This is a genomic window from Streptomyces sp. NPDC050548, assembly GCF_044457385.1.
In the GTDB taxonomy this organism is placed as follows: Bacteria; Actinomycetota; Actinomycetes; order Streptomycetales; family Streptomycetaceae; genus Streptomyces.
This window is the reverse complement of sequence record NZ_JBITGV010000012.1, coordinates 48,796-71,857: the sequence shown is the minus strand read 5'-3', so window position 1 is coordinate 71,857 and position 23,062 is coordinate 48,796. Positions and strand designations below refer to the sequence as shown.

The 23,062-nt window shown below is 71.0% G+C and carries 22 protein-coding genes; 6 read left to right on the top strand and 16 right to left on the bottom strand.

The features are described 5' to 3' along the window. Nucleotides 1-97 precede the first annotated feature (97 nt). Nucleotides 98-559 (top strand): MaoC family dehydratase, encoded by a 462-nt coding sequence (locus ACIBJH_RS29855; protein WP_399119973.1) that lies wholly within the window; start codon nt 98-100, stop codon nt 557-559. Between the two features lie 25 nt (nt 560-584). Here ACIBJH_RS29855 and ACIBJH_RS29850 read toward each other — a convergent pair whose 3' ends face one another. The 3 genes from ACIBJH_RS29850 to ACIBJH_RS29840 all read right to left on the bottom strand — a co-directional run bounded on the left by ACIBJH_RS29850 (nt 585) and on the right by ACIBJH_RS29840 (nt 2,750). After that, complete coding sequence (locus tag ACIBJH_RS29850) at nt 585-1,208, bottom strand: TetR/AcrR family transcriptional regulator (protein ID WP_399119972.1); 624 nt, start codon at nt 1,206-1,208, stop codon at nt 585-587. Between the two features lie 83 nt (nt 1,209-1,291). Then, nucleotides 1,292-1,537 carry a YiaA/YiaB family inner membrane protein gene (locus ACIBJH_RS29845; RefSeq protein ID WP_019066249.1) on the bottom strand — a complete coding sequence of 82 codons (246 nt, stop codon included), beginning with the start codon at nt 1,535-1,537 and terminating at the stop codon, nt 1,292-1,294. A 61-nt stretch (nt 1,538-1,598) separates the two neighbouring features. Then, the gene (locus ACIBJH_RS29840) at nt 1,599-2,750 is read right to left on the bottom strand and encodes an acyl-CoA dehydrogenase family protein (protein ID WP_399119971.1); all 1,152 of its coding nucleotides are present in this window, start codon (nt 2,748-2,750) and stop codon (nt 1,599-1,601) included. Between the two features lie 107 nt (nt 2,751-2,857). Here ACIBJH_RS29840 and ACIBJH_RS29835 point away from each other — a divergent pair, with 107 nt between their 5' ends. Next, nucleotides 2,858-3,496, top strand: a complete 639-nt coding sequence (locus ACIBJH_RS29835; protein WP_399119970.1) for a TetR/AcrR family transcriptional regulator — start codon at nt 2,858-2,860, stop codon at nt 3,494-3,496. 76 nt (nt 3,497-3,572) lie between these two features. Here ACIBJH_RS29835 and ACIBJH_RS29830 read toward each other — a convergent pair whose 3' ends face one another. Continuing rightward, nucleotides 3,573-4,505, bottom strand: a complete 933-nt coding sequence (locus tag ACIBJH_RS29830) for an acetamidase/formamidase family protein (RefSeq protein WP_399119969.1) — start codon at nt 4,503-4,505, stop codon at nt 3,573-3,575. A 168-nt stretch (nt 4,506-4,673) separates the two neighbouring features. On the opposite strand from ACIBJH_RS29830, the gene ACIBJH_RS29825 reads away from it, so the two are divergent. Continuing rightward, the gene (locus tag ACIBJH_RS29825) at nt 4,674-5,624 is read left to right on the top strand and encodes a DMT family transporter (protein ID WP_399119968.1); all 951 of its coding nucleotides are present in this window, start codon (nt 4,674-4,676) and stop codon (nt 5,622-5,624) included. Between the two features lie 10 nt (nt 5,625-5,634). Here ACIBJH_RS29825 and ACIBJH_RS29820 read toward each other — a convergent pair whose 3' ends face one another. The 11 genes from ACIBJH_RS29820 to ACIBJH_RS29770 all read right to left on the bottom strand — a co-directional run bounded on the left by ACIBJH_RS29820 (nt 5,635) and on the right by ACIBJH_RS29770 (nt 18,689). Continuing rightward, nucleotides 5,635-6,717, bottom strand: coding sequence for a Zn-dependent alcohol dehydrogenase (locus tag ACIBJH_RS29820; RefSeq protein ID WP_399119967.1), 1,083 nt, complete (start codon nt 6,715-6,717; stop codon nt 5,635-5,637). Between the two features lie 27 nt (nt 6,718-6,744). Continuing rightward, nucleotides 6,745-8,133 (bottom strand): aldehyde dehydrogenase family protein, encoded by a 1,389-nt coding sequence (locus tag ACIBJH_RS29815; RefSeq protein ID WP_399119966.1) that lies wholly within the window; start codon nt 8,131-8,133, stop codon nt 6,745-6,747. Between the two features lie 79 nt (nt 8,134-8,212). Next, a complete protein-coding gene (locus ACIBJH_RS29810; protein WP_399119965.1) occupies nt 8,213-8,398 on the bottom strand; it encodes a DUF3574 domain-containing protein in 186 nt (61 codons plus the stop codon). A 103-nt stretch (nt 8,399-8,501) separates the two neighbouring features. Further along, nucleotides 8,502-9,836 (bottom strand): ABC transporter ATP-binding protein, encoded by a 1,335-nt coding sequence (locus ACIBJH_RS29805; protein WP_399119964.1) that lies wholly within the window; start codon nt 9,834-9,836, stop codon nt 8,502-8,504. A 156-nt stretch (nt 9,837-9,992) separates the two neighbouring features. Continuing rightward, entirely contained in the window at nt 9,993-10,823 is an 831-nt protein-coding gene (locus ACIBJH_RS29800) for a class F sortase (RefSeq protein WP_399119963.1), read from the bottom strand. A 747-nt stretch (nt 10,824-11,570) separates the two neighbouring features. Beyond that, a complete protein-coding gene (locus ACIBJH_RS29795) occupies nt 11,571-12,185 on the bottom strand; it encodes a hypothetical protein (protein ID WP_399119962.1) in 615 nt (204 codons plus the stop codon). A 112-nt stretch (nt 12,186-12,297) separates the two neighbouring features. After that, complete coding sequence (locus ACIBJH_RS29790; RefSeq protein ID WP_399119961.1) at nt 12,298-13,536, bottom strand: MFS transporter; 1,239 nt, start codon at nt 13,534-13,536, stop codon at nt 12,298-12,300. Between the two features lie 23 nt (nt 13,537-13,559). Beyond that, nucleotides 13,560-14,957, bottom strand: a complete 1,398-nt coding sequence (locus ACIBJH_RS29785; RefSeq protein WP_399119960.1) for a CitMHS family transporter — start codon at nt 14,955-14,957, stop codon at nt 13,560-13,562. A gap of 122 nt (nt 14,958-15,079) precedes the next feature. Then, nucleotides 15,080-17,320, bottom strand: a complete 2,241-nt coding sequence (locus tag ACIBJH_RS29780) for a molybdopterin oxidoreductase family protein (protein ID WP_399119959.1) — start codon at nt 17,318-17,320, stop codon at nt 15,080-15,082. Nucleotides 17,321-17,440: 120 nt separating this feature from the next. Then, nucleotides 17,441-18,061: a TetR family transcriptional regulator gene (locus ACIBJH_RS29775; RefSeq protein ID WP_399119958.1), complete on the bottom strand. Its 621-nt coding sequence runs from the start codon at nt 18,059-18,061 to the stop codon at nt 17,441-17,443. 64 nt (nt 18,062-18,125) lie between these two features. Continuing rightward, the gene (locus tag ACIBJH_RS29770) at nt 18,126-18,689 is read right to left on the bottom strand and encodes a hypothetical protein (protein WP_399119957.1); all 564 of its coding nucleotides are present in this window, start codon (nt 18,687-18,689) and stop codon (nt 18,126-18,128) included. 169 nt (nt 18,690-18,858) lie between these two features. Here ACIBJH_RS29770 and hmgA point away from each other — a divergent pair, with 169 nt between their 5' ends. The 3 genes from hmgA to ACIBJH_RS29755 all read left to right on the top strand — a co-directional run bounded on the left by hmgA (nt 18,859) and on the right by ACIBJH_RS29755 (nt 22,261). Continuing rightward, nucleotides 18,859-20,175 (top strand): homogentisate 1,2-dioxygenase, encoded by a 1,317-nt coding sequence (gene hmgA / locus ACIBJH_RS29765; RefSeq protein WP_399119956.1) that lies wholly within the window; start codon nt 18,859-18,861, stop codon nt 20,173-20,175. A 60-nt stretch (nt 20,176-20,235) separates the two neighbouring features. Continuing rightward, nucleotides 20,236-20,982 carry a GntR family transcriptional regulator gene (locus ACIBJH_RS29760; RefSeq protein ID WP_399119955.1) on the top strand — a complete coding sequence of 249 codons (747 nt, stop codon included), beginning with the start codon at nt 20,236-20,238 and terminating at the stop codon, nt 20,980-20,982. Between the two features lie 115 nt (nt 20,983-21,097). Beyond that, on the top strand, nt 21,098-22,261 hold the full coding sequence (locus ACIBJH_RS29755) for a type ISP restriction/modification enzyme (protein ID WP_399119954.1): 1,164 nt from the start codon (nt 21,098-21,100) through the stop codon (nt 22,259-22,261). Between the two features lie 54 nt (nt 22,262-22,315). Here the strand turns inward: ACIBJH_RS29755 and ACIBJH_RS29750 are convergent, their stop codons facing one another. Beyond that, the gene (locus tag ACIBJH_RS29750) at nt 22,316-23,023 is read right to left on the bottom strand and encodes a TetR/AcrR family transcriptional regulator (protein ID WP_399119953.1); all 708 of its coding nucleotides are present in this window, start codon (nt 23,021-23,023) and stop codon (nt 22,316-22,318) included. Nucleotides 23,024-23,062: the final 39 nt, after the last annotated feature.

Below are 23,062 nucleotides of genomic sequence, written 5' to 3'. Positions count from 1 at the left end.
CAGGTGTTCCGTTGACAGCGGCCCGGCATGCGACCATGCTAAGCAGTTGCTTAGGCATGGCAACACACACGAGCTGGATGACGTGAGAGGCCGGGACATGGCAGAGCCGAGGATCTTCACCTCCGTCGACGACCTGCGGGCGGCGATCGGCGAGCAGTTGGGGTACACCGACTGGGTGGAGGTGGACCAGAAGCGGATCGACCTGTTCGCGGACGCGACGGGCGACCACCAGTGGATCCACGTGGACCCGGAGAAAGCGGCGGCCGGCCCCTTCAGGACGACCATCGCGCACGGCTACCTCACCCTGTCGCTGCTCCCCCTCTTCGGACCGCAGCTGATCAAGGTCGAGGACGTGAAGATGGGCGTCAACTACGGGACGAACAAGGTCCGTTTCCCCGCCCCGGTCCCGGTCGGCTCCCGGCTGCGCGCCACCGCGACGATCACCGGCGTCGACGACGTCCCGGGCGGCGTCCAGGTGACCGTGGCCTTCACCGTGGAGCGCGAGGGCGGCGACAAGCCGGTGTGCGTCGCCGAGTCGGTGTCGCGCTACTACCTCTGAGCCGCCAACCCCCGGGCAGCCGCGGCTACTTGGCCCCCACCATCCGCAGCACGAGGTCGGCGTACAGCGCGCCGACCTCGTCGGGCGTGCGGGGTCCGTCGAGGCTGAACCAGCGCGCCACGTCGATGCACAGCGACAGGATCGCGAGGGTCGTGCCCTTCACGTCCGGCACGTCGAAGGAGCCGTCCGCGACCCCGTCCTCGACGATCCCGCGCACCTCGGCGTCGACCTGGCGGCGCAGCGCGAGGATCTCGTTGCGGGCGTCCGGCCCGAGCGAGTCGAGTTCGTACTGCACGACCCGCGCCGTCGTACGACCGCCCGCGTGCCAGCGCACGAAGGAACTCACCGCGTCCGCGAGCCGCTCGGCGGCGCTGCCCTCGCGCCCCGCCGCCGTCCGCAGGATGTCGAGGGCCTTCTCGTGGCCGATCCTGCTGATCCGGTGGAGCAACTCTTCCTTGGTCTTGTAGTGGATGTAGAGCGCCGCCGGGCTCATCCCGGCGCGGCCGGCGATGTCCCGGGTGGTCGTCGCGTGGTAGCCGCGCTCGGCGAAGGCCTCCACGGCGGCGACCAGCAGCCGCCGGGCCGCGTCGGGCGTGACCTCTGCCCAGGCCTGCGGGTCGCCCGCGGTCGTCTCCTCCGCCGTACTCATCGCTCGTGAACCCCTCTCGATACCTCTCGATGACAAGGGTTCCACCATACCGCCGAACCTGAGCGAGCGCTTAGTCTCCCCGCTCAGAGCTTTTCGAACGGGTTGTAGGTGCCGCGCGCCCCCTCCTGCCGGTCCCGGATCACCTTGGCGAGGGTGAAGGAGGAGGTGACCAGATACAGGACGGCGATCGCGAGGAAGGCCCGCACCCAGGCGTCGGCCTGCAGCTTGAAGATGCCGATGGCGGTCGCCGCGATGGCGACGGAGAAGGACGCGACGGCCTGGCCGTAGAAGGCGGCCGTGTTCTGCGGTTTGCCCGATGCTTCGCTCATGGGGACAAGCGTCCGCTCCTACGGCCGCCCCGGCATCCGTACGGATACTCAACTCCCGTACTCAGAAAGCCGAAACACCCGTCAGCGCACGCCCGATGAGCAGTTTCTGGATCTGGCTGGTGCCCTCGTAGAGGGTCATCACGCGGGCGTCGCGCAGCAGCTTCCCGGCCGGGTACTCGTCGATGTAGCCGTAACCGCCGAAGACCTGGAGCGCGTTGTTCGCGGCGCGGACGGCCGCCTCCGAGGCGAAGAGCTTGGCCTTGGAGGACTCGGTGGCGAAGGGCAGGCCGCGGTCTATGAGGTCGGCGACCCGCCAGGTCAGCAGCCGGGCCGCGTCCACGTCGACGGCGATGTCGCTGATGAGTTCCTGGACGAGCTGGTGGTGGGCGATGGGCTTGCCGAACTGCTCGCGCTCACCGGCGTAGCGCACGGCCACGTCCAGCGCGGCCTGGGCGATGCCGACGCAGCCCGCCGCGACCGACATCCGCCCCTTGGCCAGCGCCGACATGGCGACGGAGAAGCCCTTGCCCTCGGGGGCGAGCATGGCGGAGGCGGGCACGCGGACGTCTTCGAGGACCAGTTCGGCCGTCGCCTGGCCGCGCAGGCCGAGCTTGCCGTGGATGGTGCGGCGGGTCAGGCCGGGAGTGTCGGTGGGCACGAGGAAGGCGGAGACTCCCTTGTGTCCCGGGGCGTCGGTCGAGCGCGCGAAGAGCAGCACGACATCGGCCCAACTGCCGTTCGTGATGAACATCTTGGTGCCGTTGACGACATAGTCGTCACCGTCGCGGACCGCCCGGGTGGTCAGGTTCCCGGCGTCCGATCCCGTACCGGGCTCGGTGAGACCGAAGCAGCCGACGTACTCGCCGGAGGTGAGCCCCGGCAGCCAGCGCCGCTTCTGCTCCTCGCTCCCCCAGGCCGCGATCGACTTGGCGACGAGCCCCAGCGACACGGAGACGATGCCGCGCACGGAGGAGTCGCCGCGGCCGAGTTCCTCGGTGACCAGGCAGTACGCGAGGTGGTCGCCGCCCGAGCCGCCGTACTCCTCGTCGATGGTCAGCCCCAGGAAACCGACCCCGCCGAGCTTCTTCACGATCGACCGGTCGACCTCCTCGGCGCGGTCCCAGGCGATGACGTGCGGGGCGATCTCGCGGTCCACGAAGTCCTTGGCGAGCTGCCGTACGGCTCCCTGCTCCTCGCTCAGTCCCAGGTCCATCGCGCGTCACCCCAAGTGGAAGGCCGTACACCGACTGCTGCACATTGACTGCTGCACATTTAAATTAGCACTGCTAGTTTGACTCCCGCAGCCCTACTATGTGCGCCATGGCCCGACCGCGCAAGCCCCTCCTCAGTACCGACCGGATCGTCGAGACGGCTCGCATGCTGGTGGACTCGGAAGGGCTGGCGGCCGTCTCCACGCGTCGGCTCGCCGCCGAGCTGGGGGTGAGCGGGCCGTCTCTGTACAACCACTTCCGCACGAAGGACCAGATCCTTGAGGCGGTCGCGGACTCGGTGAGCGCGCAGGTCGATCTGTCGATGTTCGAGGACGGCCGCGACTGGCGTACCGCGCTGCGCGACTGGGCCGTGTCCTATCGGTCCGCGCTGCGGGACCACCCGAACATCGTGCCGGTGCTGGCGACCGGGCCGGGGCGGCGGCCGGCGGGGCTGCGGCTCGCCGACGCGGTGTACGGGGGGATGGTGGGGGCGGGGTGGCCGCCGGCGCAGGCCACGTCGATCGGGGCGTTGATGCGGTACTTCATCATGGGGTCGGCGTTGGGGTCGTTCGCCGGGGGGTTCGTGGGCGACGCGAGTGCGTACGATCCGGCCGACTATCCGCATCTTGGGCAGGCGCATCTTCTTGCCGAGCAGCAGGAGAAGGTCGACGAGCGGGCTTTCGAGGTGGGGTTGGCTGCGTTGCTGGATGGGTTGGCGGGGCAGTTTGAGCAAGTGGCTGTTCGTTAGGTCAGGGCTCGCCCACGCGGCGGAGCCGCAGATCGATACAGCCCCGCGCCCCTAGGGGGCGTGCAGCCGCCGTGACTCAAGAGGTGCGCAAGTAAGCCTTCGGCAGGTACGCCGAGACCACCCAGTTCGGGGCGTCCACTACCTCTGTGATCCTCAGGTCCACGGCCACGCTGCACAGGACGTACGCGTCGATCGGGGCGAGGCCGTAGCGGGTGCCGAGGTGGTCGATCATTGCGCGGGTCGCGTCCTGGGCCGCCTTCATGAGATCCGGCGCCACACCCATCGTGGCGTAGTGGCCGGCACGGTCGGAGCCAGTGCGGAGCGGGCCCGCCGTTTCGAACTGGGGAGCCGCGATGCGGCGGCCCTTGTGCAGACGGATGCGGGCCGCGCCCGACAGGGACGCCTCGATCGCACTGACGCACAACTCGCCGTCACCCTGGGCAGCGTGGGGATCGCCGAGGCTGAGGCGGGCGCCGGGCACCTGGACCAGGAGGTAGAGCCTGGTGCCGACGACCAGGTCCTTGCAGTCCACGTTGCCGCCGAAGTGGCCCGGCGGGAGCACACTTTGGGGCTCGGCCGTGTCCGGGCAGACCCCAACCACTCCGCAGAAGGGGCGGATTGGGATGTCCGCCACGTCGAGAAAGTTGGCCGTGTCGCCGCCGCCCAGGTCCCACAGGTGCAGATGCGCGTCGGGGAAGTCCTCGCTGAGCAGGCCGAGTCCGGGGAGTACGGCCGTCCAGCCCCAGTCCACCGAGCGCAGTTCGAGGAACTCCACCTCCAGTACGTCGCCCGGTTCGGCGTCCTTGACCACGATGGGTCCGGCCAGCGGATAGACCCGGTCCCAGTCGAAGCCCGCGACCGCGTCGACGGTCGACGTCGGGTCGAACTGGCCGTCCGTCGCCTCGGTGAGGTCGAACGACACGGTGTCGCCGTCCTCGACCTCCAGCACGGGTTCGTGCTCGGTCGACCACAGGCGATGCACACGCTTCGGTACGGGGTGGTGGCTCATCTGACCGTCCTCACCTGTCGGCACTTGTGCCGGACTCTGCCCCTCCGACCGAGTCGACGTCAAGCCTCACAGGCAATAAATCCGACCTCACAGGCATCGAACCCGCCCCCCGAGCCTCACGTCCGATTTCCGCTAGCATCGCCGCCCTGCCCCGCCTAGCCTCGGGCCATGAAGAAACCCCTCCGCCCCGCCGAAGCGACCGCAGCCGCAGCCGCTGTCGTCACCGTCGTGCTGTGGGCCTCCGCGTTCGTGTCCATCCGAAGCGCCGGAGCCGCCTACTCACCGGGCGCGCTGGCGCTCGGCCGGCTCGCGAGCGGAGCGCTGACTCTGGGGGTGTTCTGTCTCCTACGGCGGGAAGGGCTGCCGCCGCGGTCCGCGTGGCGGGGGATCGCGATCTCGGGCGCGCTGTGGTTCGGCTTCTACATGGTCGTCCTGAACTGGGGCGAGCAGCAGGTCGACGCCGGTACCGCCGCGCTGGTCGTGAACATCGGGCCGATCCTCATCGCCCTGCTCGGCTCGCGGCTGCTCGGTGACGCGATGCCGCCGCGACTGCTCGCGGGGATGGCGGTGTCGTTCGCGGGTGCCGTGACGGTGGGGCTGTCGATGTCGGGTGAGGGCGGATCGTCCGTGCTCGGCGTGGTGCTGTGTCTGCTCGCGGCGGTCGCCTACGCCGGCGGGGTCGTCGCCCAGAAGCCGGCCCTCGGCCGCGCCAGCGCGCTCCAGGTGACGACGTTCGGATGCCTCATCGGGGCGGTGCTGTGCCTGCCGTTCGCGGGACAGCTCGTCGAGCAGGCTGCCGACGCGCCCGTCTCCGCCACGCTCAACATGGTCTACCTGGGCGTCTTCCCGACTGCCCTCGCCTTCACCACCTGGGCCTACGCCCTCGCCCGTACGACCGCCAGCCGCATGGGCGCGACGACGTACGCCGTACCCGCACTGGTCGTCCTGATGTCGTGGCTGGCGCTCGGCGAGGTGCCGGGGCTGCTCACGCTGGCGGGCGGGGTGCTGTGTCTCGCGGGTGTGGCGGTGTCGCGGTCCCGGCCACGCGCGAAGGCGGAGGCAGAGGCGGAGCGGGCTACGGCCACCGCCCCTGACCCGGAGCCCGAACAGGTCCCGTAGGCAAGGCGGTTCAGAACACCACCAGCGCCCGGCCGCCCTTCCCCGCCAGCATGTTCTCGAACGCCGCCGGAATCCCGGCCAGTTCGATCCGTTCCGTCACCAGTGCGCCCAGGTCGAGGCGTCCGGCCCGCACGTGTTCGGCGAGTACCGGCAGGTCCTTCGCCGGGTCGGAGTTGCCGTAGACGCAGCCGCTCAACGTCCGTCCCCAGTGGAAGAGTTCGAGGGCGTTGAAGGTGACCTGCTGGTCCTTGCCGCCGATGCCGACGACCGTGGTGCGGCCACCCCGGCGGGTGGACTCCCAGGCGGTGCGGATGGTGACCGCGCGGCCGACGCACTCCACGGCGACGTCGACGCCCTGCTTTCCGGTGAGGGCGCGGATCTCGCGGGCCGTGTTGTCGGAGGCGACCACGTAGTCCGTCGCGCCGGCCGCGCGTGCCAACTCCTCCTTCTCCGGGGAGACATCGACGGCGACGATCTTCGTGGCGCCCGCGATCCGGGCCGCCTGGAGGGTCGACAGACCCACTCCGCCGACTCCGAAGACCGCGACCGTCTCGCCCTCCCGTACCTGCGCCGAGTGGTGGACGGCGCCGTAGCCGGTGAGGACGGCGCAGCCCAGAAGTGCCGCGTCCGTCAACGGGATTCCGTCCGGGAGGGGCAGGACACACGCTGCGGGCACGACCGTCTCCTCGGCGAACGCGGCTACGTTCAGGCCGGGGTGGAGGTCACTGCCGTCCGAAGCGCGGTGGGCGTAGACGTCGGCGGCGCCGTTGAGGGCGTTGGCGCAGAGCCAGACCTCGCCGAGCGTGCAGGCGTGGCAAGTGCCGCAGGACGGGGCCCAGTTGAGGACGACGGGGTCGCCGGGCGCGATGTGGGTGACGTCCTCGCCCACGGCCACCACCGTGCCCGCGCCCTCGTGGCCGAGGACCGCCGGGACCGGCACGCGCATGGTGCCGTTGGTCAGGGACAGGTCGGAGTGGCAGACCCCGGCGGCCGCGAGGCGGACACGGACCTGGCCGGGGCCGGGGTTCGGGAGGTCGATCTCGGCGATCTCCAGCGGAGCGCCCACGGCGGGCAGTACGGCGGCGCGAACCATGCGAGGCCTCCTAGAGGGTCAACGGGATCAGAACTGAAGGGACTTGGTCTGGAGGTACTCGGACAGCCCGTGCGCGCCGAGTTCCCGGCCCACCCCCGACTGCTTGTAACCCCCGAACGGGGCACGGGGGTTGAACCGTCCGCCGTTGATGTCCACCTGCCCGGTCTCCAACCTCCGCGCGAACGCGACCGCTTCCGCCTCCTCACCGGCCCACACCGCACCCGCCAGCCCGTACACCGTGCCGTTGGCGATGCGCACGGCGTCGTCCTCGTCGTCGTAGCGGAGGATGGAGAGGACCGGGCCGAAGATCTCCTCCTGGGCGATCGTCATGTCGGGGGTCACGTCGGCGAAGACGGTCGGGGCGATGAAGTAGCCCTGCGGGGACGGGTGTTCCAGCCCGCCCGCCACCAGCCGCGCGCCCTCTGCCACCCCCTTCTCGATGTAACTCCGCACTCTGGCCTGCTGCTTGGCGTTCACGACCGGGCCGATGCGGTCGCCGTACTTGGCGGCGGCCGTCGCGGCCAGTTGTACCGCCTCGTCGTACTGGTCGCGGTGGACCAGCATGCGGGTCCAAGCGCTGCAGGTCTGGCCGGAGTTGGACATCACGTTGGCGACGCCGACGTTGACGGCCTTGGCGAGGTCGGCGCTCGGGAGGATGACGTTGGCGGACTTGCCGCCGAGTTCGAGGGCGACCTTCTTGATCGCGGCGCCCGCCGTGGCGGCGATCCGACGGCCCACCGCCGTGGAGCCGGTGAAGGAGACCAGGTCCACGCCCGGGTGCTCGGCGAGGGCCTGTCCCGCGATCGGGCCGAGGCCGGTGACGAGGTTGAAGACACCGGCCGGGACGCCCGCCTCGCCGACCGCTTCGGCGAACAACTGGGCGGTGAGCGGGGTGTCTTCGGCGGGCTTCAACACCACCGTGCAGCCGGCCGCGAGGGCCGGGGCGACCTTGGCGACGATCTGGTGGAGGGGGTAGTTCCAGGGGGTGATCGCGCCGACCACGCCGATCGGCTCCTGGTGGACGGTCGAGTTGCCGACCTTCTCCTCGAAGGCGTGGGTCGCGGCGAGTTCGGCGTAGGAGCCCGCGACCGCGATCGGCACGCTCGCGTGGACGGCCTGGGAGAAGGCGAGCGGTGAGCCGAGTTCGGCGGTGACCGTCTCGGCGATCTCGTCCTTGCGGGAGACGAGCACGTCCCTCAACGCCCCCAGGAGCGCGGCCCGTTCGGCGGGCGGGGTGGCGGCCCAGCCCGGGAGGGCGGCACGCGCGGCCCGTACGGCGGTGTCGACGTCCTCGGCGCCGCCGGCCGGGACGCGGTCGATCACCTGCTCGTCGACCGGGTTCACCACGTCGATGCTCTCCCCGCTCGCGGCGGAGCGCCAGGCGCCGTCGATGTACATGCCGTCGTGTGCCTTCATCGTGCTGCCTCCCGGGCGTGACTGCGTCGTCCGCCTCACAAACTAGCGGTGTTAGTTTTCCGGCGCCAGAGACCCCCGGTCATGGGTGCGTTGCCGGGTCAGAAATCCGCCCGCGTCCGGTCGCCCACCCGGCCCACCGACTCCTGCGCGAAAGGCCTTCTCGTACGCCCGCCGGATCTCCTCGATCTTCCGGTCGCCCGCGCCCGCTCTGGACGGTGAGCCCGGCCGGGAAGTCCGGCGTGACCTCCTTGTCGACGAAGGCCATGAACGGCCGGTCGGGGCTGCCGCGGCCCGGAGGAGGCCGGCGAGTGCGAGGGCTGCCCGGTTTCGGGTGAGGTACACGTTCATGCGCCTGTCCGTACCGGTCGTCACTCCTCCAGGTCGGGCAGCCGCGCCGGGGCGGGCGAGATCCGTTCGCCGTGCTGATCGAAGACGAACAGGTGGGCGATGTCGACGAGCAGCGGGACCTGCATGCCGTGGCGGAGCTGGATGTCGGGGGTGGTGCGGACGACGAGGTCGCCGGGGAGGCGGCCCTCGGGCGGCATGAGGTCGGGTTCCGGGTCCGCCGGGTGGTCGAGTACGACGACCGGTCCTGCGCGCAGCACGCCCGCGCGTTCCCGCAGCCGGCCCAGGACACCACCCTCGCGTCGGCGGCGCCGGGCCGGGCGGGTGGGGCGGGGGGCCTCCAACTCCGGTACCACGGCGGGCCGGGAGCCGGTGTTGAAGTGGACGAGGACCTCGTGGCCCTGGAACTCCACATGCTCGACCAGGCCGCTGATCGCCACCTCGCCGGGGCGGGCGGAGGCGGGCTTGGCGATACGGATCGCCTCGGAGCGCAGGCCGACGATGACCTCGCGGCCCTGCTGGACGCGGAGCAACTGGTGGTCCAGGCACAGGGGTTCGGGCAGGCGCAGATACTGCTTGCCGAGACTGATGGTCATCGCGCCGTCCAACGGGGCGCGGACCAGGCCGCGCAGGAGGTTGATGCGCGGGGTGCCGATGAAGGCGGCGACGAAGACGTTGCGGGGCAGCGCGTACACCGAGCGGGGGCTGCCGACCTGCTGGAGGACTCCGCCGCGCAGGACGGCGACCCGGTCGCCGAGCGACATGGCCTCGGCCTGGTCGTGGGTGACGTAGACCGTGGTGACGCCCAACTCGCGGGTGAGGGAGGAGATTTCGGCGCGCAGGTGGTTGCGGAGTTTGGCGTCGAGGTTGGACAGCGGTTCGTCCATCAGGAACGCGGAGGGGTGGCGGGCGATGGCCCGGCCCATGGCGACGCGCTGGCGTTCGCCGCCGGAGAGCTGGCTCGGGAAGCGGTCGAGGAGTTCCTCGATGCCGAGCATGCGGGCGGTGGCGTCCACACGCGGACGCGGGTCGGCGCCGGGGGCCTCGATGCGCAGCGGGAAGCCGATGTTGTCGCGGCTGGTCATGCTCGGGTAGAGGGCGAAGTTCTGGAAGACCATCGCCATGTCCCGTTCGGAGGGGGCGAGTTCGTTGGCGTACTCGCCGTCGAGTCTTAACTCGCCCTCGGTTATCTCCTCCAGGCCCGCGATCATGCGCAGCACGGTCGACTTGCCGCACCCTGACGGCCCGAGCAGGACGAGGAACTCCCCCGGCGCGATGTCCAGCGACAGCCGGTCCACCACGCGGGCGCCACGCGGGTAGGCCTTGCTCACGTCGTGCAGGGAGATGGCGCGTGTCATGACGAGTGCCCCCGGGGGCTCCGCGATCGGATCACCGCGTACGGGTCGTACGAGGCTTGTGAGTCACGGAAGCTAACGGATTGTGCGCGCCGGGGGGAAGAGACCGGACGGGATCGGGCGGGTCGGTCCGGGTGGTGAGAAAACGGACGATCGCGTTCAGCGCGTGCGGCCGTGTTCGCGGGTCGCGGTGAGGTGGGCGAACACGACGGTGTTGCCGGAGTAGCCGGTCCGGTGGTCGAAGCTGCCACCGCAGGTGATCAGGCGGAGTTCGGGCCGGCCGCGGGCACCGTAGACCTCCCGGTCGGGGAAGTGCGCCTTCTCGTACGTCTTCACCGCGTCGACCGTGTACACGGCGGTCCGGCCGTCGGCGCGGCGGACCTCGATCAGGCGACCGGGCTTGAGTTCGCCGAGGCCCGCGAAGACGGCGGGGCCGGTCATGGTGTCGAGGTGGCCGACGGCGACGGCGGTGCCCTGTTCGCCGGGGGCGGGCCCGTCCGCGTACCAGCCGACCCGCTTGGAGTCGTCGTCCGGCGGCGCGGACATGTGCCGTCCACGGCCGAGCCGGAGCGGGACGACCGGGGCGTCGACGCTGAGGTAGGGGATGACGAGACCGGTCGCGGGAGAGCGCGGGAGGGGGCGCGGCGCGGGCGCCGGGCGGCCGGAGCGGGCCACGGGGTGCGCCGGTGGCGGATGTTGGCCGCCGCGCGCGTCCGTGCGGGCGTGTGCTGCCGAGGGAGCCACGCCGGGTGGACCGGAGGTGCCTGGGGGTGACGCGGCCTCCCGGGCGGGGCCGGAAGCGTCCGTGGCTGACGCGGCCTCCCTGTTCGGACCGGAGGCGCCCGTGACCGACGGCGCTGCCTGGGCCGGGCCGGCGGAGCCCGCGCCCCCGGCGCACCGGGCGCCGCCGACCACCACCACGACGGCCAGCACGACGGTCCGCGCGAGCCGGTAGGCACGCGTCCGATACCAGGGTCGACGGCGACGCACCGCGCGGGTGGTGGAACGGCCCGGTGTCTGGCGCGGGGCGGGGCGGCCCGATGAGCCGTAGTAGGCGGTACCGCTCGATGTCCCACGCGGGGCGGCGCGACCCGACGACCCGAGCGAGGCGATACCGCCCGACGACCCGCGGGGAGCAGCGGCGCCCGACGACTCACGAAAGGGGGTACCACCCACCGCACCACCGGTCATAGCGCGCCCCGACAACCCTCGGTAGGCGGTACCGCTCGATGTCCCACGCGGGACGGCGCGGCCCGACGACCCGAGCGGGACGGTACCGCCCGACGACCCGCGGGGAGCGGCGCCGCCCGACGACTCACGAAAGGCGGTACCACCCACCGCACCACCAGTCATAGCGCGCCCCGACAACCCTCGGTAGGCGGTACCGCTCGATGTCCCACGCGGGACGGCGCGGCCCGACGACCCGAGCGGGACGGTACCGCCCGACGACCCGCGGGGAGCGGCGCCGCCCGACGACTCACGAAAGGGGGTACCACCCACCGCACCACCGGTCATAGCGCGCCTCGACGACCCGCGCGGAGCGGCGCCACCCGACGCCCCGCGCGAAGCGGTTCCGCCCGATGACCCGCCTGTAACAGCGCGGCCGGGTGTCTCGTGCGGAGCGGTGCGGTCCGGTGTCGTGCGGTCGGCCGGGGGCGAGGCCTGGCGCAGGCGGGCGGGGTCAGCGCCCCGCACCCCGGTGGGGCGCGGGGCGGCGCTGGAGTTCATCGCCTCCGCTCAGGACGCACCGTGGGGACGGCGGCGCAGCCGGAACCAGACCACCCCGCCGACCGCGGTCAGGCCCACCGCGGCGGCACCCGCGAGCGGGGTCAGGGCCGCTTCCCGGGCCAGGCCGCCGCCACCGGCCGGCGGACCGCCGTTGGGACCACCCGGTCCGCCGCCGGGACCGCCGGTGCCACCGCCGGGACCGCCGCCGGGCGGTGGCGTCGGGCAGTTGACCTTGAAGACCTTCTGCTTGGCCTTGCCGTTCTCGCCGACGAAGTTCCAGGTCAGCTTGTACTGACCGTTCGGGAGCGTCGCGACGGGCATGGTGTGGCCGGTGCCGCCGGTGAGCGTGATGGAGCCGGTACGGGTCGCGCCGCCCAGGACCGACGGCTGCGTCTCGATGGACCAGGTGACCTCTTGAACCGTGTCGAAGTTGAACGCGTCGATGTAGAAGTCGCAGACCTTCGGGTCGTTGCTCTGATCGTCGAAGAGCGTGCCCACCTCGTGGATCTTGACGTCTCCGTTGTCACCGGCGGCGACGGCGGCCGGCGCGCCGGAGACGACGATCGCCGCGGCGGCGAGAACCGTCCAGGCGGCGGCTCGACGGGGCAGGAATGAGGTCGGCATGAACAGCCCTCCGAATCAGGCGATTATCGTACGAATTGCTCTTTAGCCTGATTCCCTTTCACATCCGGCCCGCCGAATGTGTGCGCAGCGCCGTACGCGCCGTCAGATATCGCTAGATATCGCCCTTCCGGCTCAAGGACGGCCGCCCGCGCCGGGCACCGCCGGGTGCCGTCCGCTCCCGGGCGGCACCGCCCGGCGACCGCAGCGCGGCCCCCGCCGAGAGCACCAGCAGCGCGCCGAGCATCACGAACGGCGCCGCCACGCCCGCGACCCCGGCGACGAGGCCCGCGCCGGCCGGCGCGGCGACCTGGCCGAGCCGGTTGCCGGTGAGGCGCAGCGCGAGCGCGGTGGAACGGGCGCCGTCGGGGGCGGCCTGGACGACCGTCGTCATGGAGAGCGGCTGGCCGACGCCGAGACAGAAGCCGAGCACGGCGAGCATCAGGCCGATCGCCCACACCGGAACCGGTAGCGCGATGCCCGCGCACAGGACGCCCGCGAGGAGGCAGGTCGCGGTCAACAGGGCGGCCCGGCCGAGGAGTTGGAGGAGCGGGGTGAGGACGAGGCGGCAGGCGATGGTGGCCGCCGCGCGGATGCTGAGCAGTACGCCGATCACCGAGGGCGCGATGCCCCGGTGTTCGCCGACCACCGGAAGGTAGGCGGTGAGGATGTCGGTCGCGGACAGCACGGAGAGGCTGACGAAGATGCCCGCGGGCACACCCCGGGCGCCCAGGATGCTCCGCATGGGCACCCGATCGCCCTGCTGGGTACCGGACTTGACGGCCGTACGGTCCTCGATGCGCCACAGGGACGTGAACGACACGGCGGCGCCCGCGCCCGCGACGAGCAGAGCGAGGGCGCTGGTGCCGGCCATGTCGGAGCCGCCGATCAGGGCGCCCGCGGCGATGGGGCCGACGAGTTGGCCGAGGGAGGCGCCGATGGTGAAGTGGCCGAAGTTGCGGTCCTGTTCGTGCGGTGCGGACTGGCGGGCGACCAGCGACTGGGCGCCGATCACGAAGCAGAGGTGGCCCAGGCCCATCACGCCGCTCCACATCGCCATCGCCCAGAGGGAGTTGGCGAGTCCGCTCAGCGCACAGCCCCCGGAGATCAGGACGACGCCGACAGGCAGCAGGGGTGCGCAGCGGCCGTGGTCGGTGCGGCGGCCGAGCGGTACGGCGGCGAACAGCGGAAGCAGCGCGTACACCCCCGCGATGACACCGATCGCCCGCTCGTCCGCGCCGAGGGCGAGGGCCCGGTAGGAGACCGCCGGGCGGGCCATCGACACGGCCGCCTGAGCGAAGCTGAAGGCGATGACGAGGCGGAGCAGCCAGCCGCGGTTCCTGCCGGGCGCCATGGTGAAGTCCCTTGTCGTGTGGGTCAGATGATGCCGAACAGGATTCCTGCCCCGAGGACGACGAGCGATGTCAGCGCCGCCCACTTGACCACGAAGCGGGTGTGGTCGCCGAACTCCACCTTGGCCATGCCGACGAGGACGTACACGGCGGGCACGAGCGGGCTCGACATGTGCAGGGGCTGGCCGACCAGGGAGGCGCGGGCGATCTCCAGCGAGGAGACGCCGTGTGCCTGGCCCGCCTCGGCGAGCACCGGAAGGATGCCGAAGTAGAAGCCGTCGTTCGACATGAAGTACGTGAGCGGGATGCTGAGCACGCCGGTGACGAAGGCCATGTGCGGGCCCATGCCGTCGGGGATGTTGTCGACGAGCCAGGTCGCCATGTGGTCGACCATGCCGGTGCCCTGGAGGACGCCGGTGAAGACGGCGGCGGCGAAGACCATGCCGGAGACGTTGAGGACGTTCTCGGCGTGGGCGCCGAGGCGGGCCTTCTGGTCCGGCATGTGCGGGAAGTTGACGGTCAGGGCGAGCGCGGCACCGAGCAGGAACAGCACCGGGATCGGCAGCCACTCCATGATCATGGCGGTGAGCAGGGTGACCGTGAGCAGTGCGTTGAACCAGTAGAGCTTGGGGCGCAGGGTCGGGCGGTCGGGGTCGAGGCCCTGGAAGCCGTCGTCCTCGGGCTCCTCCGGAAGGTCCGCGCCGGTGCCGGAACCCCCGGACCCCTTGGCGCCCTTGCCCGTGCCGGCGCCCACGAGGACCGTCTCCGACTCGGCGGGTTCCTCGACCAGCACCTCGTCCAGCGTCAGCACGCCGAGCCGCTTGCGTTCGCGGCGGCCGAGGACGTACGCGAGGACGAGGACGCCCAGCAGGCCCACGGCGAGCGCCGGGATCATCGGGACGAAGATGTCACTGGCGTTGAGCTTGAGGGCGGTCGCGGCGCGGGCGGTGGGGCCGCCCCAAGGGAGCGTGTTCATCACGCCGTTGGCCATCGCGGCGACACCGGTCATCACGACCAGGCTCATCTTCAGGCGTTTGTACAGCGGGTACATCGCCGAGACGGTGATCATGAAGGTGGTCGAGCCGTCGCCGTCCAGGGAGACGATCGCGGCGAGGACGGCGGTGCCGACCACGATCCGCAGGGGATCGGCCTTGCAGAACTTCAGGATCCCCCGCACGATCGGGTCGAAGAGACCGACGTCGATCATCACACCGAAGTAGACGATCGCGAACATGAGCATCGCCGCGGTGGGCGCGAGGCTGGTGACGCCGTCGATGACGTAGTCGCCGAGCTTGCCGCCCTTTCCGACGAAGACACAGAACAGCGCGGGTATCAGGACGAGCGCCGCGATCGGCGACATCTTCTTCAGCATGATCAGGACCAGGAAGGTCGCGATCATGGTGAAGCCGAGGATGGTCAGCATGAGTGGAACACCTAACGTTCGCCTTTGAACTCCCACCAGGGGCGGCGGTCCGACGACGTTAGGTCGCGCAAAGCGGCGTTAACAAGATGTTGACGCGCGAGCAATAAGCGCAAAACTCCAGGTCACAGCGGTGCGGTGAGGGCGGCGACCTCCACGGGCACTCCATTGAGCACCGCGTTGCCCGACAGCGGGTCGAGGAGACTGCCGTCGAGCAGCTGGTTCACGTTGACGCCCGGATCGGCGGACGCGTGGTTGAGCCGGGTCCCGGGACGGTCGTGGCCCCAGCCGTGCGGGAGGCTCACCACACCGCGCCGCAGACCGTCCGTGATCTCGGCGGGGGCGGTCACCTCTCCCCCGGCGCCCTTCACCCGGACCGGCGCTCCGTCGACCACGCCGAGCCGCTCGGCGTCCTCGGGGTGGATGTGCAGGGTGCAGCGGTTGGTGCCGCCGGTGAGGGCGGGGACGTTGTGCATCCAGCTGTTGTTGGAGCGGAGATGCCGACGGCCGACGAGGACCAGCCCGTCCGCGCGTTCGCTCATGGCCTGCCGGAGCCGGGGCAGGTCGTCGGCGATCGGCTGCGGCAGCAGTTCGACCTTGCCGCTCCGGGTCTTCAGCGGCTGCGGCAGGCGCGACTTCAAAGGGCCCAGATCGATGCCGTGCGGGTGCGCGAGCAGCTGCTGGAGGGTCAGCCCGTCCGGCCGTACGCCGAAGCCGTCGCCGTAGGGGCCCAGGCGCAGCATCATGTCGAGCCGACGCTCGGGGCCGGTGTCGCCGGTGAGTTGAGTGGTGACCTCGCCCGGATCGCGGCCGTGGACGGGCGAGTTGGGGTCGGTGACGGCCTTGGCGAGGGTCTGGTCGATGACCATCGTGTCGACGGCGGCCGGGTCGGCGCCGTGCATGCCGGTCGCGGCGAGGATCAGCCGGGCCAGGATCTCGGTCTCGGCCATCCGGCCCGGCTCCAGCGGGATCGCGGGGCGGGAGTAGCGGACCTGGTTGCGGACGGCGAGGGTGTTGAACGCGAAGTCGTGGTGCGGGCTTTGGGAGGGCGGGGGCGGCGGAAGAACGACGTCGGCGTGACGCGCGGTCTCGTTGAGATAGGGGTCGACGCTCACCATGAAGTCGAGCGAGTCGAGGGCCTTGTCGAGGCGGGTGCCGTCCGGTGCGGAGAGCACCGGATTGGAGGCTACGGCGATCAGCGCGCGGATCGGTTCGCCCTCGGCGGTCGCGGTGTCGATCTCCTCGGCGAGCGCGGAGAGCGGCAACTCGCCCTTCGCTTCCGGGTATTGACTCACCCGTGAGTGCCAGCGGCCGAGCGCGAAGCCGCGGCCGGGTCCGGCGGGCCGGGGTGTCTTGTCGGTGGCGGCCTGCGGGAAGAGGGCGCCGCCGGGCCGGTCGAGGTTGCCGGTGAGGATGTTGAGGACGTCGACGAGCCAGCTGGCGAGGGTGCCGTGCGGGACGGTGCAGCTGCCGATACGGCCGTAGACGGCGGCAGTTGGGGCGGCGGCGAGTTCGCGGGCGAGGGCGCGGATCTCGTCGGCGGTCACATCGCAGGCGCCGTTGACCGCTTCGGGGGTGAAGTCCCTCACGGCCGAGCGGAGTTCCTCGACACCCTGCACATGCGGGGCCAACTCCCCCAGGTCCACGAGGTGTTCGTCGAAGAGCACGCACGTCATGGCCGCGAGCAGCAGGGCGTCGGTGCCGGGGCGGACCGCGATGTGCCGGTCGGCGAGCTTGGCGGTGCGGGTGCGGCGCGGGTCGATGACGGTGAGGGTGCCGCCGCGGGCCTTGAGCGCCTTGAGCTTGCCGGGGAAGTCGGCGGCGGTGCAGAGACTCCCGTTGGATTCAAGGGGGTTGGCGCCGATGAGGAGCAGATGGTCGGTGTGGTCGAGGTCGGGTACCGGGATCGCGTTGGCGTCGCCGTAGAGCAGGCCGCAGGAGACGTGTTTGGGCATCTGGTCGACCGTGGATGCGGTGAAGACGCTGCGGGTGCCGAGGGCGCCGAGCAGGACCTGGGGGTAGAGGGCGCCGGCCATGGTGTGCACGTTGGGGTTGCCGAGGACGACACCGACGGCGTGCGGGCCGTGTCGCTCGACGACCGGGCGCAGTCCGGCGGCGACCGCGTCGAAGGCCTCCGCCCAGGTGGCCTCGCGCAGCTCGCCGTCGCGGCGGACGAGGGGGGTGCGCAGTCGGTCGGGGTCGCCGTCGACGGCGCCGAAGGAGGCGCCCTTGGGGCAGATGAACCCCCGGCTGAACACGTCCTCGCGGTCGCCTCGGGCGCCGGTCACCCGGGTGCCCTCGATGGTGAGGGTCAGCCCGCAGGTGGCTTCGCACAGGGGGCAGATACGCAGGGCGGTGCGGGACACGGGGCCTCCCAAGGGCGACGTTGCCTCTTGGCCGTGAGCATACCGACCGGTATGGACGGTGGCGAGGGGGTACAGGGGTGAGGTCGGAAACCCGCGGCACGTGAGCGTCCGGTGGGCCGGTCAGTCCAGCACCCGCGCCAGATACGCCCGCAACAGCGCCCGCGTCTCCTCGATGACCTTCTCGTCGCCCTCCGGAGCGACCCGGAAGGCGAGATGGACGAGGGAGTCGGCGGTCTCCACCGCGATCAGGAACGTGCGGCGGAGGTCCTCGTCGGGTTCGCGCGAGAGATAGCCGGAGAGGAGGTCGGTGAGGCGGTCGGCGACGCGGTGGTTGGGTTCCGCGTCGCCCGAGCCGACCGGGATCTGGTTGCCGAAGTCGACGAGGGAGAAGCCGGGCGCGGTGCGTTTCATGGCGATGTACTCGTCCAGGACCGCGTCCACCGCCGCCCGCCACCCTCCCCCGCCGCCGGAGTCCTTGAGGCGCTCGGTGACGCGCTCCGTGTAGCGCTCCAGGTTCCGCTGGGCGAGGGCGTCGGCCATCGCGCGCTTGTTCCCGAAGAAGCGGTAGACCGAGCCGATGGGGACACCGGCGCGCACGGCCACGGCCCGGGTGCTCAGCGCGTCGTAGCCGACCTCGTCGAGGAGGTCGGCGCAGGCGTCGAGGATCCTGGTCAGCCGTTCGGCGCTGCGCCGCTGCACGGGCGCGCGGCGGAGCGATGTCGTGTGGGGCACGGGCTTCATGATGCCTTTCCGCAGCGGTCAGGAGAAGCTCGCACCTCAGTACGGAACTGGGTGCCCATAACACTCATTCCGGCCCCCGCGTCGAGGTGGAGCCGGGTGTCTTGCTGCCGTCGGGCGTGGCCTGCGCCGCCGACTCCGTGATGTCCGCCGTACTCTCCACCGGCTTGCCGTGTACGGCCCACACGGTGCCGTCGTCGGCGTAGAGGCGCGCGGTGACGTGGTGGGTGCCGTGCGGGACGAGGTCGGACGCGAGCCGGTACTCGGGGACGCGGAGCCGTGCGACGGTGCGGCCGTCCACCAGGAGGCGGACGGTGCCGCGGCCCGCGACCGCGACGGGCTTCACGCCGGCGGGCGAGAAGCGGAAGTCGTGGAGGGTCAGCCGGACGTCCCAGCTGTCGTCGGCCGCGTCGGGCTCCACCTCGATACCGACCTCGGGCGCGCCCTTCTTGCCGACCTCGCGGTAGTGCCGACCCTGCTCGTCCGTGTTGTCGAGCACCTTGCCCACCGGTGACGGCGACACCCCGTCGCCCTTCCGCCCCTGGGCATCGCCGGAACCACAGCCCGCCGATCCGGCCAGCAGCAGGGCACAGACCGCGAGCGCGGTGAGAAGTGCGCGCGACCACGACATGCCCGGGAGACTAGAACACCGGTCCGACAGCCGGATCCCCCTTGAGGCTGGTTCTTCGCCTCCGGAAGTCGGATTTTCCCCGCACCCTTCGTCGTCCTCTTGCGCCCGCGAAACCGCAATCCTACGGTGATGCATAGGAATCAGATGGCTCGAACGGCGAGGAGCAGAGATGAGCGGGGACATTCGCAAGACCGCCGAGGGGCTGACCCACCTCACCGGTTTCGGGAATGAACACAGCTCGGAGGCGGTGCCGGGCGCTCTGCCCGAGGGCCGCAACGCCCCGCAGCGAGCCCCGCTCGGCCTCTACGCCGAGCAGCTCAGCGGTTCGGCGTTCACCGAGCCGAGGGCGCACAACCGCCGCTCGTGGCTGTACCGCATCCGTCCCTCGGCCGCGCACCCGCCCTTCACCCGCGCCGACAACGGCGCGATCCGTACGGCACCCTTCACGGAGTCGGTGCCCGACCCCAACCGGCTGCGCTGGAACCCGCTCCCCGCGCCCGCACCCGGCACCGACTTCCTGGCCGGCCTGTGGACCCTGGGCGGCAACGGCGACGCGACCCAGCGCACCGGCATGGCCGTGCACCTGTACCACGCGGACTCCTCCATGGACCGGGTCTTCAGCGACGCGGACGGCGAGCTGCTGATCGTCCCGGAGCGCGGCGGACTGCTGCTGCGCACGGAGTTCGGGCTCCTCCATGTGGAGCCGGGACATGTGGCGTTGCTCCCCCGTGGGGTGCGCTTCCGCGTGGAGCTGCTGGACGCTTCAGCCCGCGGATATGTGTGCGAGAACTACGGGGCCCCCTTCCAACTCCCCGACCTCGGCCCGATCGGCGCCAACGGACTCGCCAACGCCCGGGACTTCCACGCACCCGTCGCCGCGTACGAGGACATCGAGGGCCCGGTCGAGGTGGTGAACAAGTTCTGCGGCAACCTCTGGACCGCGACCTACGACCACTCGCCCCTCGACGTGGTCGCCTGGCACGGCAACCATGTGCCGTACGCCTACGACCTGCGCCGTTTCAATGTCCTCGGCTCCATCTCCTACGACCACCCCGACCCGTCGATCTTCACGGTGCTGACGTCCCCGTCGGACACCCCGGGCCTGGCCGGCGTGGACTTCGTCGTCTTCGCCCCGCGCTGGCTGGTGGGCGAGGACACCTTCCGGCCGCCGTACTTCCACCGGAACGTGATGAGCGAGTACATGGGGCTCATCGAGGGCGCCTATGACGCGAAGGCCGAGGGCTTCGTGCCCGGGGGCGGCTCGCTGCACAACATGATGTCGGCGCACGGACCGGACCGGGAGACCTTCGACCGCGCCAGCGCGGCGGAGCTGCGCCCGCAGAAGATCGACGACGGCCTGGCGTTCATGTTCGAGACCCGCTGGCCGGTGACGGCGACGGCCCAGGCGGCCCGAGCCGACCACCTCCAGCAGGGCTACGACGACGTCTGGCGGGGCCTGCAACGCCACTTCCGCCCCTCTCACTGACAATTCCCCACCGCCCTACGGCCCTTGCACCGATCCCTCCCTACCGGTACGGATGACCCCGTGACCTCCTTCGCCCCGGATTCGATCGTCCTGAACCGCAAGCTGCCGCTCTGGTACCAGGTGTCGCAGTCCCTGCGTGCCTCGATACTCGGCCGCTCGCCCCAGGACCCGCTGCGGCTGCCCACGGAGGAACAGCTCGCGGGGCACTACGGCGTCAGCGTGCTCACCATGCGCCAGGCGCTGAAGGAGCTGGAGGACGAGGGCCTGATCACCCGCCACCGCCGCCGGGGCACATTCATCGAGCCGGACGTCCGACGGGCCACGCCGGTACGGCTGTTGGGCTCGGTCGACGCGATCGTGGCCCAGCAGTCCGGCATGACGACCGAACTCCTGGACCATGGTGCGGTGCCGGTGCCGCCCGAACTGGCCGAGCACTTCCCGGACTTGACCGAGGTGGCGGCGTACCACCGCCTCCGCGGCGACGAGAAGACCGGCGAACCCACGAACCACGCCCGCAACCACATCCGCCCCGAACTGGCCGCCCTCCTCGACCCGGACGACCTGATCCGCCGGCCGATGACCAAGGTGCTGCGGGACATCGTCGGCGCGGACATCAGCCGCATCACGGACACGGTGGAGGCGCGGCTCGCCGACCCGGAGACCGCCCGCCTCCTCCAAGTCCCGCTCCTCAGTCCGATCCTGCACTACACGGGGATCACCTATGACACACGGGGGAGGGTGCTGGACGTGGCGGTCATCCACTATCGGGGGGACCGTTTCTCCTTCTCGGTGACGCTCGACGCGTGAACGCTCCGCTGGGTGGGTGGTGTGTCGTCTGCGGGCCGGTGGGGGCTGGTCGCGCAGTTCCCCGCGCCCCTAAAGGGCGCGACAGCTGGTCCGGCGGGCATAGCCAGGTCGTACGATGCCGAGCGTGACGCACGACGACGCTCCGCTGCTCGCGGACCTGATGCCGTGGTCCGTCGCACCGATCCGGCTCGGCCGGGGGTGGCCGACGGCTCCTGACGCGGCAACACTGAGGGCCCGCTGGGACGCCCTGCTGAAGGCCGAAGTCCCGGACCGGGAAGCCCTGTTCGAGCCGACCCGCTCCCGCACCCTCCACTCGGCGGTGACCCAACTCCCCGGCCAGTCCAGCGGCACGGAGAAACTGGTCCGCGCCACCGGCCCCTGCCCCGAACCGGTCCGCGTCCTCCACGCCCCCTTCGACGAGCAGTGGCTGATCCCCGACCACCGCCTGATCGACGTGGCACGCCCGGAGTTGTGGCGGGTGGCGGACGAACACCAGGTCTTCGTGGTGGAGACGTCCCCGAACACCGCAGGCCCGCCCCTTCTCACCTCATCACTCCTGCCGGTCCTCCGCCCCGGCCGCGTCCGCCCCTTGTACCGCCGCCCCGGCGGTACGGAACCGAACCTGGCACCCGGCCTGCTGGAACACCTCGCCGACCGTCTCGGCCACTCCCCCGCCCCGGTGGACGTTCTCGCCTGGACAGTGGCCACGGCCCGCCCCGGACCAACCGTCCCCCTGACCGGGGACCCCGAACTCTGGTCCCACGGTGTCGAGTTGGGCCGCCGGATCCTCTGGCTGACGCGCCGCAACGGCGACCGCCCCAAACTCCCCGGCGGCCGACGCCCCTACGTCCGCGCCCCGCTGCCACCCCTCCCCCTCACCCTCCACTACGACCGCGACGAGGAGACCCTCCACCTCGACGAGGGCCGCATCTCCCCGGTCCCGCCCGAGTCCTGGGACTTCGAGGCGAGCGGCGTACGCGTCCTGGAGGAGTGGTTCACGTCCCGCACATCGGAGTCCGCCGAACCGGGCACCCTGGCCGCGATCCGCCCGCCGACCTGGCAACAGACATGGACGTCGGAACTGCTGGAGCTGATCACGGTGTTGGCGCTGCTGGCGGAACTGAGGCCGCGACAGGAGGAGTTGAAGGTGACGGATCCAATCACGGCAGCAGAGCTGCGCAAAGCGGGCGTCCTTCCGGCACCGGAATCAGCACGCCACCCCGCATCGGTCTTGGACCACCACGAAGAGGGCCCAGAGGGTCAATTCACGCTCATCTGATCCCCCTAGGGGCGCGGGGAACTGCGCGCCCAGCCCCAACGCACCCGCACCCGCCTACGGCGCAAACGCATCCAAAACCTTCCCCACCGCCACATCAAAGATCGCGTCCAGATCAATGGGCCCCGGATCCTCCGCAAACGCCGCAGCCATCCGCGGATAAGCCCCACCCATGATCTGACTCCCCAAGTACGCGATCCGCACCGCGTTCTCCTCCTCCTCGGACCACGGCAACGACCGAGACCGCTCAGCAGTGGCCAGCTCATTGCTCACGTACATCGTCACCACCCCGTTGAGAAGCCCCACGAGTTGCATCTTCGTGCCGTATGTCGCCTCGACCGGATCAAGACAGGCAAGGCAGTGCTCCAGATACTTCAGCGCGTTCGGGCTGAAGCCGTACACCGGTGACATCAACCGCGGCAGCCAGGGATGCCGATGCATCAACGTCCGCGTCTGATGCGCGACCCGGACCATGTCCGCCCGCCAGTCGCCCGACGGCTCCCACTCCTCGTGCTCGCCGCTGACCGCGTCGACCATCAGCTCATACAGGTCCTCCTTGCGGGGGACGTAGTTGTAGAGCGACATCGTGCCGCACCCCAACTCGGCCGCGACATGCCGCATGGACACCGTGTCCAGCCCCCCGCCGTCGGCGATCCGCACCGCCGCCGCCGCGATGTCCGCGCGGCTGTACGCGGGCTTGGGCCCACGCCCCGCCCGCTCGGGTCGCGCCCAGATCACTTCGGGTACGGCCGCTCGGTCCGCCATTGATCATCACCTCGACCACCATGCTAGTTACGTACACCG